The sequence below is a fragment of the Hafnia sp. CBA7124 genome, assembly GCF_002355555.1.
In the GTDB taxonomy this organism is placed as follows: Bacteria; Pseudomonadota; Gammaproteobacteria; order Enterobacterales; family Enterobacteriaceae; genus Hafnia; species Hafnia alvei.
This window is the reverse complement of sequence record NZ_AP017469.1, coordinates 451,004-467,124: the sequence shown is the minus strand read 5'-3', so window position 1 is coordinate 467,124 and position 16,121 is coordinate 451,004. Positions and strand designations below refer to the sequence as shown.

13 protein-coding genes and 1 tRNA gene are annotated in these 16,121 nt (G+C 47.0%); 6 read left to right on the top strand and 8 right to left on the bottom strand.

The annotated features are described in order from the left end of the window. Nucleotides 1-21: 21 nt before the first annotated feature. From CPY98_RS02130 to CPY98_RS02105, 6 genes are all read right to left on the bottom strand, one after another. Nucleotides 22-1,851, bottom strand: coding sequence for a VWA-like domain-containing protein (locus CPY98_RS02130; RefSeq protein ID WP_096386184.1), 1,830 nt, complete (start codon nucleotides 1,849-1,851; stop codon nucleotides 22-24). Further along, nucleotides 1,851-2,906, bottom strand: coding sequence for an AAA family ATPase (locus tag CPY98_RS02125; RefSeq protein ID WP_096386182.1), 1,056 nt, complete (start codon nucleotides 2,904-2,906; stop codon nucleotides 1,851-1,853). The genes CPY98_RS02130 and CPY98_RS02125 overlap by 1 nt, the downstream gene beginning before the upstream one ends. A 334-nt stretch (nucleotides 2,907-3,240) precedes the next feature. Next, nucleotides 3,241-3,588 carry a DUF4156 domain-containing protein gene (locus CPY98_RS02120; RefSeq protein WP_025798672.1) on the bottom strand — a complete coding sequence of 116 codons (348 nt, stop codon included), beginning with the start codon at nucleotides 3,586-3,588 and terminating at the stop codon, nucleotides 3,241-3,243. A 184-nt stretch (nucleotides 3,589-3,772) separates the two neighbouring features. Beyond that, on the bottom strand, nucleotides 3,773-5,416 hold the full coding sequence (gene groL / locus CPY98_RS02115) for a chaperonin GroEL (RefSeq protein ID WP_043490612.1): 1,644 nt from the start codon (nucleotides 5,414-5,416) through the stop codon (nucleotides 3,773-3,775). 60 nt (nucleotides 5,417-5,476) lie between these two features. Next, entirely contained in the window at nucleotides 5,477-5,770 is a 294-nt protein-coding gene (locus CPY98_RS02110) for a co-chaperone GroES (RefSeq protein WP_008814807.1), read from the bottom strand. Nucleotides 5,771-6,003: 233 nt separating this feature from the next. Next, complete coding sequence (locus CPY98_RS02105) at nucleotides 6,004-6,510, bottom strand: FxsA family protein (protein ID WP_025798668.1); 507 nt, start codon at nucleotides 6,508-6,510, stop codon at nucleotides 6,004-6,006. A 366-nt stretch (nucleotides 6,511-6,876) separates the two neighbouring features. Between CPY98_RS02105 and aspA the strand changes: the two genes are divergently transcribed. The 5 genes from aspA (at nucleotide 6,877) to CPY98_RS02080 (ending at nucleotide 12,647) form a co-directional block, all read left to right on the top strand. Next, nucleotides 6,877-8,313: an aspartate ammonia-lyase gene (gene aspA / locus CPY98_RS02100; protein WP_025798666.1), complete on the top strand. Its 1,437-nt coding sequence runs from the start codon at nucleotides 6,877-6,879 to the stop codon at nucleotides 8,311-8,313. 235 nt (nucleotides 8,314-8,548) lie between these two features. Further along, nucleotides 8,549-9,850: an anaerobic C4-dicarboxylate transporter gene (locus tag CPY98_RS02095; RefSeq protein WP_025798664.1), complete on the top strand. Its 1,302-nt coding sequence runs from the start codon at nucleotides 8,549-8,551 to the stop codon at nucleotides 9,848-9,850. 141 nt (nucleotides 9,851-9,991) lie between these two features. Then, entirely contained in the window at nucleotides 9,992-10,342 is a 351-nt protein-coding gene (cutA, locus tag CPY98_RS02090; RefSeq protein WP_043490608.1) for a divalent cation tolerance protein CutA, read from the top strand. Next, on the top strand, nucleotides 10,318-12,012 hold the full coding sequence (locus CPY98_RS02085; RefSeq protein WP_096386179.1) for a protein-disulfide reductase DsbD: 1,695 nt from the start codon (nucleotides 10,318-10,320) through the stop codon (nucleotides 12,010-12,012). Before cutA ends, CPY98_RS02085 begins: the two co-directional genes overlap by 25 nt. A gap of 59 nt (nucleotides 12,013-12,071) precedes the next feature. Continuing rightward, nucleotides 12,072-12,647 carry a transcriptional regulator gene (locus CPY98_RS02080; protein WP_043490603.1) on the top strand — a complete coding sequence of 192 codons (576 nt, stop codon included), beginning with the start codon at nucleotides 12,072-12,074 and terminating at the stop codon, nucleotides 12,645-12,647. 96 nt (nucleotides 12,648-12,743) lie between these two features. On the opposite strand, the gene CPY98_RS02075 is transcribed toward CPY98_RS02080, so the two are convergent. Beyond that, the gene (locus tag CPY98_RS02075) at nucleotides 12,744-13,388 is read right to left on the bottom strand and encodes a YfdX family protein (RefSeq protein WP_096386177.1); all 645 of its coding nucleotides are present in this window, start codon (nucleotides 13,386-13,388) and stop codon (nucleotides 12,744-12,746) included. Nucleotides 13,389-14,083: 695 nt separating this feature from the next. On the opposite strand from CPY98_RS02075, the gene CPY98_RS02070 reads away from it, so the two are divergent. After that, nucleotides 14,084-14,159, top strand: a tRNA-Phe gene (locus tag CPY98_RS02070). Between the two features lie 1,247 nt (nucleotides 14,160-15,406). Here CPY98_RS02070 and CPY98_RS02065 read toward each other — a convergent pair. After that, the gene (locus CPY98_RS02065) at nucleotides 15,407-15,958 is read right to left on the bottom strand and encodes a fimbrial protein (RefSeq protein WP_096386174.1); all 552 of its coding nucleotides are present in this window, start codon (nucleotides 15,956-15,958) and stop codon (nucleotides 15,407-15,409) included. Between the last annotated feature and the right edge of the window lie 163 nt (nucleotides 15,959-16,121).

Here is a 16,121-nt window from a genome sequence, read left to right as displayed (position 1 = left end):
GTTTAACAATGAATTACCGTACTATTTACTGCTCAATCTGAACTGTTCTCCTCGTGGAGCAAAGGGTAAACGCCGCCCTTCGGGTAACAACCATGCATGCTCCATCGAGATATTTATTCGATCTTCACAAAAGCCATCGGTGATGATCAATACCGGTCCGATAATAGGAAACTCACCGTGCTTTGAGAGCCTAGTAAGCATGTCGATGCCGGGCTGTAAGATAGTGCCACCTCTTCCTTGGAGGGTAAAACGGTAAAGCAATTGCTCCGGTTCAACCCAACCACGATCATAGGCCTGAGCGTCGCAACAAATTAAGCGTACCATTGAAACATCATGCGCTAGCGAATAACTGGCAATAGCCCCTAGCGCTTTTCCTAGTAGCTGTGGATCCATCGACCCTGAAGTATCAAGTACTACGCCAAAGACCCGCGAAACTCGCTGTTCCTCCGACGGCTTAGCCAATGAAGGTCGGGGGATTTTAGGCGTTGCAGATTGGCGTCGAGAAGGATGCGCATAGCTGCGATGACGCTCCGGTGGTGGAAAATGTTCATCAAACCATTCAGCAAGACGAACATCCCATGGAATTGGCGGCTGAGAAAGACTGCGGATTTCTTCAATTAACCCAACGGGCAACGTTCCACGCGATGAGCCATATAAACACCGCTCTAATCCCTGATTTAGGGCTCTTCGACACCATGCCTCAGCATTCGTAAAAATCATGCCATCATCTTCCCCAAGTATATCGCCTTCCCCAATGTTCCCCCGTAAGGTAATCAGCTTGCGGGTACGCCGCATATCCTGCGCGAGGCTGTCATAAATTTCTTCACTAGAGGAGTTCGTAAACTGGGCATCATGCAACAGGCCAACCGGAGGTGGAGTTCCAACCTGCATTTCAATAAGCCAACCGTTGATGGAAAAATCACAGGCAACATTCCACAGCAGCGGGTCGCGTCCCCGCCGACGTGAGGCGTGATTCAAGCCAGCATGAAGTACTTCATGAGCGAAAACAAACAGGCACTCTGATTGATTAAGCCCAGCGGCAGGGTTCATCCAAATTTTGTGTGCACCCACATCTATCGCCGCTATGCGGATATCATATTGACCGCATAAAGAGATATCTTCCTCAATATCAAAACTCGCAGCCAACGCACCTAATAACGGATAATAATCCATCAACTGACGGCGAGCTTTTTGCGCCACGCTCAGAGCCTTCGGACGCGCGTCTGTAGAGATATGACCGCCTGCAATTTCCAATGCCTGCTGGACGCTTTGAGTGATCCCTTGAACAAAAACGCCTTTCCAGTCTGCCGGCTGGTTCCAGCCCCAAGTACGCGGCTTAGCGTCAAACTGGCAAAACCACGAATCAAGACCACCACACCAAATACGGTGCCATTGATTAAGCGATTCGGGATAGCCTTCAGTTATCCATTCACGAAATACTACCTCTGCATCATTGCTTAGCTGCTCAGGGAAGGGCCAACTTTGCAATTCCTCCGGTAAAGGGCCAATTTTTAACTCATTACAGAATTTATTCACCACGCTCAGCGCAGCGAGCTCCCAAACCATTTGTGGTGAACGTTGACGTATTAAACCAAACCCCAACATTACCAATGCTTGAGCAATCATTCTGGCCCATTGCGTTGCAGTGGCATGGCGCTTCGGGTTCAGCCAGAGATCGCCATTTGGTGAAATCACCAGCCATGCCTTTGAAGAAACATATCGCCCGTCATAATCAAAATTACAGTCTATTTTTTCCCACATTGGGCTAAATAAGCGGTGGCGACTTATCTGGCTGATACCTTCCTGACAAGCTTCCAACGCGGGATTGTGGTGTGATTTAGCTTTACTCATCAGCGAACAGCCAGTCGTGGGAGGTCACGAGCCACTTCAAGCAAAAACCACGCAGGAAGCTTACGGCCTTGGTCATCTTCCCCCATCACAGACTGAGCAATTTCAACGCTGATACGTGCCAGAGATTTCAGCCGATCTTTGGCTTGCATCGCAAGCTGCTTGTGTTCCGCTTTTAGGTTATTTTCATCAGTTGGCAGCTCTTTATACAAATGGGTGCGGAAAGAGTGGGCCAGAAAATAGAGAATATCGCGATCGCTTGGCTCTTCAGGCCAGAGAGCATCACCTTTAATAATGGATATTACGGTAAACTTCTGGCGAATTTGTTTGATAAAACCTTTAAAGCCTCCAGCGTGTGTTGGAGAGAGAAGGCCATAAATCAACGCCTCTAGCATTTCATCACTAATATTCTCGCCAAAGGAGTGCAATGCATCAGACAGCATGTGCCAACTGCGTGGCGTAGAGAATGGCTCTTCATGCTTTGGCGGTTCATTCCACAACTGATCGGGGCGTAGTTGAATATATTCGACCACCCAAGGATGAATACCAGATTCGTTAATCGCCCAATTTAACCACTCTCTGTGATCGGCACGCAGATGGATATGCACCATTCGGTTAATTAAAGCGGAAGGCATCGGTTTTACAATCGCAGCATCTTTAGCTCGATTGCCCGCCCCAATAACAATGGTACCCACCGGCAAACAATATTCCCCTACGCGTTGCTCAAGGATCAGTGAGTAAAAGGCTTTCTGAATTTCATGTGAAGAGGCGTTGAGTTCATCAAGAAATAGAACAAACGGTTCACTGCGTACAATATTAGCAGGGGGGAAGAAACGAGAGCACTGCCCGTCAATTTGTGGGATCCCCATCAGATCTTCCGGCGCTAACTGGCTGCCCAGTAGAGAAACACATTCCATGCCAACTTCATGGGCAAATCGTTGAACTAAGGCGCTTTTACCGATTCCCGGAGCCCCCCATAAAAATACGGGTCGGGTGGTAGCTACATTGAGAAGAAAATCGAACGCCTGCATGGGTGAAAGTTGAATAGCTGAAAGCATGTCGTCCCATCCTTGAAAGTAAAGTTACCTCTATTTTTCTCTCACCATAATAAGTTAATTATTAGCCAGCAGACAGCGAGAAACCTGTGATAAATAGCCATATGGATAGATTAAATGCCTTACCCATTACCGCGATATATCAAGCTTCTGCAAACAATATCTAAGTAGAATCATAAGGCGAGTATTACCAATAAACCGTCAATACTCACGTTACTCGTATCATTGTTTCAAGATAGGAATGTCCAATACGACAGCTTAACCACCTACACAAATTCAAGCCAATAAAAAAACCGAAGTATTTATCTTCGGTTTTTTGTGTTTCAACACCCATCGATCAATTAGGGCATTTATACACTTGGCCGCTCATCTTGCTGTCTAGCGGTGCAAAGCTAGACCAGAAGTTCTCGCTTGGGCTCACTGCGCCGTAGATAACGTTGCCCCCCATGGCTGCGGCTTTATTACGTAAATCATTTGCTGCGCCGCGCATAGAGCTAGACTCTCCGCCCTGACCAGACATCCAGTTGCTTTGAGAACCCGTTACTTCGCCCAACAACTGGCATTCAGTGCCTGGCTTGGTATCGGTGAATTTAATTTGCTGACCTGCGGTGTCCAGCTGCGTCGTCGAGCTACAGCCAGCCAACAGCATCACTGCTGTCAGGCCCAATAAACCTTTAATCCGCATCTTCTTCCCCATTGATGTGTAGAAAGTCACGTCCGAATATTACCAGAATCAGGAAATTACGCTTATAAAAAAACAAAACCCCCGCCGAAGCGAGGGTTTTATTTAGAACGTTAGGATGGCTATGCCATAACCCGTGTCACTGGTTGCCGATTCAAAAACACAACGGCCTCAGCGACAAAGGAAATTACATCATGCCGCCCATGCCGCCCATTCCGCCCATACCACCAGCGGCACCCATATCTGCTTTATCATCACGCAGATCGGTAACCATGCATTCGGTAGTAATCATCAGGCCAGCGATAGACGCTGCGTACTGCAGAGCAGAACGAGTTACTTTGGTTGGATCCAAGATACCCATTTCGATCATATCGCCGTACTCTTCAGAGTAAGCGTTATAACCGTAGCTGCCTTCGCCCGCTTTCACGTTGTTGGCGATAACAGAGGCTTCTTCACCGGCGTTGATAACGATCTGACGCAGAGGTGCTTCCATTGCGCGCAGCGCAACTTTGATACCCACGTTCTGGTCTTCGTTAGCGCCTTTCAGGCCAGCGATTTTGCCAGCAACACGGATCAGGGCAACACCACCACCAGCAACCACGCCTTCTTCTACCGCTGCGCGAGTTGCGTGCAGGGCGTCTTCTACGCGTGCTTTCTTCTCTTTCATTTCAACTTCGGTAGCAGCACCAACTTTGATAACTGCAACGCCGCCAGCCAGTTTAGCTACGCGCTCTTGCAGTTTTTCACGGTCGTAGTCAGAAGTTGCATCTTCGATCTGCTTACGGATCTGACCAACACGGCCCTGAATCGCAGCTTCGTCACCGATACCATCGATGATGATAGTGGTGTCTTTGTTGATAACGATACGTTTAGCCTGACCCAGATCTTCCAGCGTTGCTTTTTCCAGCTCCATACCGATTTCTTCAGAAATCACGGTACCGCCAGTCAGCGTTGCGATGTCTTGCAGCATAGCTTTACGACGGTCGCCGAAGCCTGGAGCTTTAACCGCAGCCACTTTCACGATGCCACGCATGGTGTTAACCACCAACGTTGCCAACGCTTCGCCTTCAACGTCTTCAGCGATGATCAGCAGTGGTTTACCTGCTTTAGCAACGGCTTCCAGCACTGGCAGCATTTCGCGGATGTTGGAGATTTTTTTGTCAGCCAGCAGGATGAACGGGCTTTCCAGTTCGATAGAACCCGTTTCTGGCTTGTTGATGAAGTATGGAGACAGGTAGCCACGATCGAACTGCATACCTTCAACCACGTCCAGCTCGTCTTGCAGACCGGTGCCTTCTTCAACGGTGATAACGCCTTCTTTGCCAACTTTTTCCATCGCTTCAGCGATCAGTTTACCCACGGTTTCGTCGGAGTTAGCAGAGATAGTACCTACCTGAGCGATTGCAGTGGAATCAGAGCAAGGCACAGACAGTTTTTTCAGTTCTTCAACCGCAGCAACGACAGCTTTGTCGATACCGCGTTTCAGATCCATTGGGTTCATGCCAGCAGCAACGGCTTTCAGACCTTCGTTAACGATAGCCTGAGCCAGTACGGTTGCGGTGGTAGTACCGTCACCTGCAGCGTCGTTCGCTTTAGAGGCAACTTCTTTAACCATCTGTGCACCCATGTTTTCGAACTTGTCTTCCAGTTCGATTTCACGAGCAACAGACACGCCATCTTTAGTGATGGTCGGCGCACCGAAAGATTTATCCAGAACGACGTTACGGCCTTTAGGGCCCAGGGTCACTTTCACTGCGTCTGCCAGTACGTTCACGCCGCGAAGCATTTTCACACGCGCGTCGCTACCAAATTTTACGTCTTTAGCTGCCATTGTTCTTTCCTTTAAACTTATTCAGTTAAGAAGATTATGCGTTGTCAAAAGAAGCGATTATTACGCTTCGACTACAGCCAGGATGTCGCTTTCGGACATGATCAACACTTCTTCATTGTCGATCTTCTCTGCTTTCACGCCGTAACCATCGTTGAAAATAACGATGTCGCCAACTTTAACGTCCAGCGGCTTCACTTCGCCATTTTCCAAAATGCGACCTTTACCGACAGCGACGATTTCGCCACGGGTAGATTTACCTGCAGCGGAGCCGGTCAGAACGATGCCGCCAGCTGATTTGGACTCGACTTCTTTACGCTTGACGATTACACGGTCATGCAATGGGCGAATATTCATTGATAGCTCTCCTTTGAGAAGGTCCATATCGTTTAGGGTTGAACGCCGAAGCCAGAGGAACACCCTCCGCTCTCGGACTCGTGGTTACCAGATTGGGGCAACCAACAACCCCTTCAAGGGGGGATAAGTAAAAAATTTGTGTTTTTCTTCAACCTCTGCGAGGCAGAGCCAATAAAAGAAAAGGCGCGGCCGAAATGTGCCACGCCTTTGCTAAGAATGAAACACTAATACGCTTATTTGTCGTCTTTGTATCTATCGTCTTTATGATCGAGACGATTATCTAGCGGCGGACGGTTCTCATCTTTGCGTTCAAACTCACCGTCAAAGGTGTTCCCACCTTGAGATCCACCAAAATCACCGCCCCCGAAACTGCCGCCGGAGCGAGAAAAACTGAAATACGGTAATAGTTTAAGCGTTAGATGCTTTTGTACCGGAGGCAAAATTAGCAGCAGGCCTAAAAAGTCGGTGAAAAAACCGGGCAGGATGAGCAAAAAGCCCGCCATCACCAACGAAACGCTTTTCACCATTTCTGCGGCTGGACTTTCCCCCATCGCCATCTTCTGCTGCATCTGCATCAGCGTTTTCATTCCCTGATGACGAACGAGCGAAGCCCCGAGGCAAGAAGTCAGGACCACGAGCAACAATGTCAGGGCAACCCCAAGCACTGCGGCGACCTTAATAAAAATAGATATTTCTATATAAACAAACAGAAATACCAACATGAGCGGTAACCAGCGCAACATCCTTCTCCTAAATTGCAGTGCTTTCTAATGATAAGTATTGCATTAAAGAACAACTGAGATAGTTAAAATTTAACAGCATATATGTCTAAAAACAGTCTATATATGACAAGTGGTGGCATTTTATACGTTTTCAACCCTATAACTCTTGTGGGTTATTTTCTTTATCTGTGAGAGTAATCACAGATATGTAAACACCTGAAACTTGAAGCGCCATATAGTGATCTGGGTTCATGCTTTTCCACGCCAGCAGCATATGATCAGCCACAGAACAGAGAGGACGGATGATCCTTTCGAATTTGAAAATCTAAACGATATAAATTCATTAGCAAGTTTACTATTCGGCATCAATTAAAGAAGGTTCTTATGTCAAACAACATTCGTATTGAAGAAGACCTGTTAGGCACCCGTGAAGTTCCAGCAGACGCTTATTATGGTGTTCACACTCTGCGAGCAATTGAAAACTTTTATATCAGCAACAACAAAATCAGCGATATCCCTGAATTTGTTCGCGGCATGGTTATGGTAAAAAAAGCTGCTGCTCTCGCCAATAAAGAGTTACACACCATTCCGCGCAAAATTGCCGATACTATTATTCTTGCTTGTGACGAAGTATTGAACAACGGCAAATGCATGGATCAATTCCCTGTAGACGTATATCAGGGTGGTGCAGGTACTTCCGTTAATATGAACACCAACGAAGTTCTGGCAAACATCGGTCTGGAACTGATGGGTCACCAGAAAGGTGAATATCAATACCTGAACCCGAACGATCACCTGAACAAATGCCAGTCTACCAACGATGCTTACCCTACCGGTTTCCGTATCGCGGTGTACTCTTCCATCATGAAACTGCTGGATGCAATCAACCAGCTGCGCGAAGGCTTCGATCGTAAAGCCAAAGAATTCGAAAACATTCTGAAAATGGGCCGTACCCAATTGCAGGATGCGGTACCTATGACTCTGGGTCAGGAATTCAAAGCCTACAGCGTATTGCTGAAAGAAGAAGTTAAGAACCTGCAACGCACCTCTGAGCTGCTGCTGGAAGTTAACTTGGGCGCGACCGCTATCGGTACTGGTCTGAATACGCCAGAAGGCTACTCTCAGTTAGCTGTGCAGAAACTGTCTGAAGTTAGCGGCCTGCAATGCTCTGTTGCAGAAGACCTGATCGAAGCAACCTCTGACTGCGGCGCATACGTGATGGTTCACGGTGCTCTGAAACGTCTGGCGGTTAAACTGTCTAAAATCTGTAACGACCTGCGTTTGCTGTCTTCTGGCCCACGTACCGGTTTGAACGAAATCAACCTGCCAGAACTGCAGGCTGGTTCTTCAATCATGCCAGCTAAAGTGAACCCAGTGGTTCCTGAAGTGGTTAACCAACTGTGCTTCAAAGTCATCGGTAACGACACCACCGTCACCATGGCTGCTGAAGCAGGCCAGCTGCAGTTGAACGTTATGGAACCGGTAATTGGTCAGGCGATGTTTGAATCCATCTCTATCCTGACTAACGGTTGCTACAACCTGCTGGAAAAATGCATCAACGGCATTACCGCAAACAAAGAAGTTTGTGAAAGCTATGTATTTAACTCTATCGGTATCGTAACTTACCTGAATCCGTTTATCGGCCACCACAACGGTGATATCGTTGGTAAAATCTGTGCCGAAACAGGTAAAAACGTGCGTGAAGTTGTTCTGGAACGCGGTCTGCTGACCGAAGCGGAACTGGACGACATCTTCTCTGTAGAGAACCTGATGCACCCTGCTTATAAAGCAAAACGTTATACTGACGAAAGCGAACAATAATAAAGTTCGCTAGTCGATATCAGGCACGTCTGTCCCCATGGTCAGCCGTGCCTTTTTATTGCGACCAACATACTTAAAACAAGAATTACACCCGATGTCATTGTGTTGCAGTGAATGATAAGTAAAGAAATTCTGAGTCGCCTACGTGCGTATGAGCCTCAGAATATACGCTTAATCCACGCGGCAGCTTCAAGGGCAAAAGGAATATTATCGTTACATCTTGAGGAGAAACACTATGTTAGTTTTGGAGCTGGTGATCGTACTGCTCGCCATATTCTTAGGTGCCAGACTGGGGGGCATAGGAATAGGGTTTGCCGGTGGTTTAGGAGTTTTAGTCCTTGCCATGATCGGTGTTAAGCCAGGCAATATTCCATTCGACGTTATTTCAATTATCATGGCTGTTATCGCCGCAATCTCTGCAATGCAGGTTGCCGGTGGTATGGATTATTTAGTTCATCAAACTGAAAAACTTCTGCGTAAGAATCCAAAATACATCACGATCCTTGCACCGATTGTGACCTATTTTCTGACCATCTTTGCAGGTACCGGTAATATTTCTCTGTCTGCACTGCCAGTTATCGCTGAAGTGGCTAAAGAGCAAGGCATCAAGCCATGCCGTCCACTGTCTACCGCCGTTGTTTCTGCTCAGATTGCAATTACTGCGTCTCCAATTTCAGCCGCAGTAGTTTATATGTCTTCTGTGATGGAAGGCCACGGCATCAGCTATATTCATCTGCTGATGGTTGTTATTCCATCCACTTTCTTAGCTGTATTGGTGATGTCACTCATCGTATCTTGGTGCTTTGACTCCAAACTGTCTGACGATCCTGTTTACCAGAAACGTCTGGCTGAAGGCCTGATTGAACTGCGTGGCGACAAGCAAGTGGTTATCAAACCTCGTGCCAAAAGCTCTGTATGGTTGTTCCTGCTGGGCGTTGTATGCGTCGTTTGCTATGCAATTATCAACAGCCCAAGCCTCGGTTTGGTTGAAAAACCACTGATGAACACCACCAACGCGATTCTGATCATCATGCTGAGCGTCGCAACGCTGACCACTATCCTGTGCCGCGTTGAAACTGACAGCATTCTGAACTCCAGCACCTTCAAAGCAGGTATGAGCGCATGTATCTGTATTCTGGGTGTGGCTTGGTTGGGCGATACTTTCGTTCAGGCAAACCTTGATTGGATCAAAGAAACTGCGGGTACCGTCATTCAGTCTCACCCTTGGCTGCTAGCGGTTATCTTCTTCTTCGCATCTGCCCTGCTGTATTCTCAGGCAGCAACAGCGAAAGCCCTGATGCCAATGGCACTGGCGCTGAACGTTTCTCCTCTGACCGCAGTCGCATCTTTCGCCGCGGTTTCTGGTCTGTTCATTCTGCCTACCTACCCAACTCTGGTTGCGGCGGTGCAGATGGATGACACCGGTACAACTCGTATCGGTAAACTGGTCTTTAACCATCCGTTCTTCATCCCAGGCACTATCGGCGTGGCGCTGTCTGTTATCTTCGGCTTCGTGCTGGGAAGCATTATGCTCTAAGCCTTTCTCGCGCTGAGTACAAAAAGGACGCTTCGGCGTCCTTTTCTTATTCTGATCACGCTATTTCTGCGTTGCTGACAATTTTCACTCACACAAGGTATAGTGTTGATTCAAAATCATCCACGGCGAGGTTTAGATCAGATGTCAGAGACTGAAAAGCCACTACCCGATAACGTTACCGATGCCATCGTTGTGCTGTGTACGGCGCCCGACGAAGCCTGTGCTCAGCAGTTGGCTTCGCTCGCATTGAGTGAAAAACTCGCGGCCTGCGTCACGCTGCTACCCGGCGCATCTTCCATGTACTATTGGGAAGGCAAGCTGGAGCAGGAATACGAAGTCCAGATGATTTTGAAAAGCGAACGCTCACATCAGGAAGCTCTGCTTAGCTTTCTGAAACAGCATCATCCATACCAAACCCCTGAACTTTTAGTTTTACCGGTTCACGCGGGAGATAAAGATTACCTGTCATGGCTCAACGCTTCTTTACGCTAGTTTTTCTGTTTATCTGTACTCTGCTTCCGGCACAGGCATCGCTATTCTCTAGCAAAACGCAGTTTGTGCCGGTCGATCAGGCTTTCACATTCGATTTCAAGCAGCAAGATCATAAGCTCGACCTAAACTGGCAAATCAAACCGGGGTACTATCTCTATCGCCAGCAGATAAAAATAGAGCCTCATCAGGCTACAATCGCGCCGTTTACGCTGCCTGAAGGCCTCGATCACCATGATGAGTTTTACGGCAAAACGGCTATTTTTAAAAACGACCTAACGCTCAATCTGCGTCTACAAAACGCCGCTCAAAATGCCACGTTGGTTGTTACCTATCAGGGCTGCGCTGAGGCGGGCTTTTGCTATCCGCCGGAAACCAAAACTATCCCCTTAGATTCCGTTAATGCGCAAGCCATCACCGATGCGGTTCAAGATACAGCGCCTAACACAGAGTCGGCTCCTGCACTGCCGTTCTCGCCGCTTTGGGCGCTTCTCATTGGGATAGGCATTGCCTTTACGCCCTGCATCTTGCCGATGTATCCGCTGATATCTGCCATTATTCTTGGGCAGGATCGCCAGCAAAGCTATCGCCGAATTTTTGTATTGTCGCTCGTTTATGTACAAGGCATGGCGGTGACTTACACGCTGCTGGGGATGGTGGTCGCCGCCGCTGGATTGCAGTTCCAAGCCGCGTTCCAGCACCCCTATGTATTGATTGGGCTATCGATTTTATTCGTGTTGCTGGCGCTGTCGATGTTTGGCCTGTTTACCTTACAGCTACCTTCTTCAGTTCAGACGCGCCTCACGCTCTGGAGCAACCAGCAACGCAGCGGTTCGCTGATTGGCGTATTCGTCATGGGCGCACTAGCAGGTCTAATATGTTCACCCTGCACCACCGCACCGCTCAGCGCGATTCTGTTGTACATTGCACAAAGCGGTAATATGGCCGCTGGCGGCGGCACGCTATACCTTTATGCGCTGGGAATGGGCATCCCGCTGATCCTCGTAACCACTTTCGGCAACCGCCTGTTACCACGTAGCGGGCCATGGATGCAGTACGTCAAAGAGGCGTTTGGATTTGTAATCCTCGCGCTGCCGGTATTCTTACTGGAGCGTATTCTGGGTGACGAATGGGGATTACGCCTCTGGTCGCTGTTAGGCGTTGCCTTCTTCGGATGGGCGTTCGCACTGAGCCTGAAGTCTTCTCATCGCCTAGCGCGCATCATGCAAATTGTGATGCTAGGTCTGGCGCTGGTTTGTTCACGGCCATTGCAAGATTGGGCATTTGGAAATGCATCACAAGCAACCATTGCTCATCTGCCGTTCCAAAAAGTGAATACCATTGCTGAGCTGGATCATGCCCTACAACAGGCTAAAGCAGAGAACAAATCTGTTATGTTAGACCTGTATGCTGACTGGTGTGTGGCCTGTAAAGAGTTTGAAAAATACACCTTCAGCGATCCAACGGTGCGTCAGCAACTTGCGGATACGGTGCTGTTACAGGCTGACGTCACGGCGAACAGCGCGGAACATGCCGCGCTGCTCAAGCATTTAAACGTATTAGGTCTGCCAACCATTTTGTTCTACAACACGCAGGCACAAGAACAACCACAACTGCGCGTCACCGGTTTTATGAACGCAAAGGAATTCACAGCGCATTTGCACAATCGCTAACCATCAACGACACTGAGGATCCGATCGTGAAAGATCCGCACATAAGACAGGAGGATCACGTGCAACGAGAACTCGTGCTCAGCCAGGTACTTGGCCTGCTGGAACAACAAGGACTAGCAACCACAACCTTGGATAAGCTGGCTCCCCAGCTCGATATTTCAAAGGAAGAGCTAATTCGTTTTTGGCCGGATCGTGAAGCCCTGCTTTATGACAGTCTGCGCTACCACGCACAGCAGATAGACACATGGCGCCGCCAGCTGCTGCTGGATGAAACCCTTTCAGCTCGGGATAAAATCTTGGCGCGTTACCACGTGTTGGCCGAGTATGTGCAGCAACAGCGCTATCCCGGCTGCCTGTTTATCGCCGCCTGCAGTTTTTTCCCTGAAGACGATCATCCAATCCACCTGCTTGCCGAGCAGCAGAAAACCGCCTCTTACGAGTTCACGCTTGCTCTGTTGCAAGACATCGACATGGACGATCCTGAAATGGTCGCTCATCAGATGGAGCTAGTTTTGGAAGGCTGCTTAAGCCGTTTGCTGGTAAAACGCCAACTGCAAGATGTGGAAACTGCACGTCGCTTAGCCGAAGATATTCTGCAAATTGCGCGCTGCCGCCGAAATGGTGCCTTAGGCTAAAGCTGAGTATTTATTACAATATCGATGAATAAACCACCCCAAAGGGTGGTTTATCGAAGGTAGGAAATAGAAAGTGTTAATTAACTCATCGAGAGATTAATTGGCACCCACTAAAGAAACGCTGTCGGTAATAATCCCCTCTTCAGCCCCTTTCAGAGCCAAGTTCGCTTCATAGTATTTACCCTCTTTCAGCAGCTGTTGTGCTTTCTTAACCGCCTGCTGGGTTTGTTTCAGCGGCATCAGATATTGAGTTTCCGTTACACCAACGCCAGCCAAACGCAGTTCTTCCATTGCGCCTTTGTGATCACCTTTCTTGAATTTAGCATTAGCGCTATCAATGGCTTTTTGTTTTTCAGGCGTTGCCACAAAATCCTCAGCCAAAGAAATAGAAGCATTAATAACTACGTAGTTATCACCAGTCAGCGGAGTTTTCTTATCGGCCTTAATAAAATCTTTCCAGTTGGTGCTGTCATCAGATAATAGGGTTTGCGCCTGATCGACTAATTTTTGCGCCACATCTGGGTATCCGCGGAATAAAGAGACGCGAGCATATTGCACATCACGCATGGCGTTAAAGCCCTGTTGAGCTACCTTAGCAACTTCTTTCGCCTGCTGGGCAGTTAACACATTAGAGCTCACGGTGGTCGTTGCCGCTGGAGCAGTGGTTGCGCCATCAGCAGCCCAAGTAAAAGTAGACATCATGGCAAGAGAAAGTGCGGTTGCAGTAAGAATACGTTTCATAATTAATATACCTGCTTTAATTTATATTATTCGGCTATGAGGCCAATCCATTAAATTGGAAAACCTCTCAATCACAGTGCTTAAGTTATATATTCAGCATGAATTATGTCAATACACAGAAATTAAACGCACTCGCTGTAAAACACCAATAACGTTTCAAGGAAAAAATAGTTTACATCCAATGAACTCTGTTTAACCTTCATTACAATAGATTAATATTCATTCAGGATTTAATTAAAATTTAATTAATAACCATATGTTTAATATGAACTATTTTAAAATCACCAACAACAAACCACAAACTAGCGAAATATAAAAATCAGATATACAATAAATAAACCCACTCTAAATAAAATCTATTAAAAGCAATTTATGAGCTAAAATTGACATTGTATTTTTAAACCTATCGACAACAACTCTCGTGTCACATCTAAGAGTGATATTTGTAATATTATGTGATCTTAATAATAGAACTAGCAAACATTGATAAGGCGTCTGATTAAGAAGTGATAGGTCAACGCCAGCAAATTTGAGCCGTATCGACGAATCTCTCTTGAAGAAAGAACGGCAACGTCTTCAAGGCAGCATAAATTTCATGCAAAAAACCCAAAATGCCCAAACATTAGGCAACTAAACAAAGGAATGAAGAAATTACGTTGACGCCAAGCCGCAGATCCAGTTTAATACGCCTCGTTGCCCGGATAGCTCAGTCGGTAGAGCAGGGGATTGAAAATCCCCGTGTCCTTGGTTCGATTCCGAGTCCGGGCACCACTATTTAAAGAAACCAGCCTACGGGCTGGTTTTTTGCTTTCTGACATACGGACTCTTCATCGAACTCCGTTCGATTATTCGCCGCTGGCGGCTCACCCTGCGGGCCAACGGCAAAGCCGTTGTTCAAACGCCTTCGGCGTTAGTCCGAGTCCGGGCACCACTATTTAAAGAAACCAGCCTACGGGCTGGTTTTTTGCTTTCTAGCGTACGGACTCTTCATCGAACTCCGTTCGATTATTCGCCGCTAGCGGCTCCCCCTACGGGCCAACGGCAAAGCCGTTGTTCAAACGCCTTCGGCGTTAGTCCGAGTCCGGGCACCACTATTTAAAGAAACCAGCCTAAGGGCTGGTTTTTTGCTTTCTAGCATACGGACTCTTCATCGAACTCCGTTCGATTATTCGCCGCTGGCGGCTTACCCTGCGGGCCAACGGCAAAGCCGTTGTTCAAACGCCTTCGGCGTTAGTCCGAGTCCGGGCACCACTATTTAAAGAAACCAGCCCAAGGGCTGGTTTTTTGCTTTCTGGCATACGGACTCTTCATCAAACTCCGTTCGATTATTCGCCGCTAGCGGCTCACCCTACGGACCAACGGCAGAGCCGTTGTTCAAACGCCTTTGGGGTTGTTACCTATCGCTCTTCCTTTTCATACTTATTTAGATATGAGGAATGGCAAGCCTGCATTGGTTAGTGGTGACATGGTTTTCTTTATCCGCATGGAGCATCATTCCGAACAAATTTTGCTTACAGAGATAATAGAACAGGGGCTGGTATAGCTTAACAGGGGAATGAAATTATCGTATTTTCAACACTGCGGTTGTGACGATAAGTTGGCTTACTTAAACCTATCTGGCTGGCATCTAAGCAGAATTTCAATCCCGCGCCTGATGAGCCTCAAGATTCAGCAAGCCCCAGTATTTACAACAGAATGTTGCTTATCCTACATGTTAGGTCCCAATGGGTTTGAACCAGAAATTATGCTTCAAATATCAAGGGAGTTTACGTGCATAGCTTTAATTGTAAAAGCTCCCATATCATATGAAATGGAAATCATACAGTTTCTGTATCGCCCCCAAGGATAAGCATGGGTAAAATAATTTAAAATAGCTAATCAAACTCTGAATAAATGAGATCTATAATTTCCGGGACGATCTTTACTCTACATAAATGATAAAGATCGTGCCCAGTGATAACAGTCAACGCAAATTAAATATTTTGTTAACTACTACGTTGTTAAAAAGAAAAAATAATTTAGACATAAGTAAATACCAATGTAAAATCCACGATGACCGTACCTGTAGTCGCTGCGCCCACTCCATTATTGCGTATTCTTGCCTTAAAACTCTCTGATGCTGAATTTGTAGCAGCAGAAATATTTACGATACTACCCATCGAATTCGGGACCGCTGGTTTGTCTCCCCCACCATTACCTGTATCACGGATTTCAGCATTCACATTTGTTGCTGTACCGATATTAGCCCAATACGTATCCATACCAGCGGCACTATTATCCGCTCCAGTCGCCGTATACGAGATTGATATTTGTGAGATACCATGAGAACAGTCTGTAAAATCAATTTTAAAAGGCTCATAATCTGAAGCGCTTCCCGTTGTTGCAAGTGTAGTTGCGTCAATATCAGGAAGCACAACATTGAGACTACTTGCAGCTATTGAACAACCTTCTGAAACCACTTGCCCAGATATATTGATAGTGGCATCTGCCGCCATAACATGACTGGACATTGCAGCGATAGATAAACAAAGCAATACCTGCGCAGAGATTTTTTTCATTGAAAAATTCATAAATCCTAGTCCTTTATTAATACGCTATAACCGTTATTATTTTGTACAAGTGACAACCTAGCCACCGGATACCGCTATTCTAAAGAATAGCTTTAAAATAATTTATCGCGTTGATTTTTATAATCAAACACGGCAACTATGATTAATCTAAAAACACAACCTA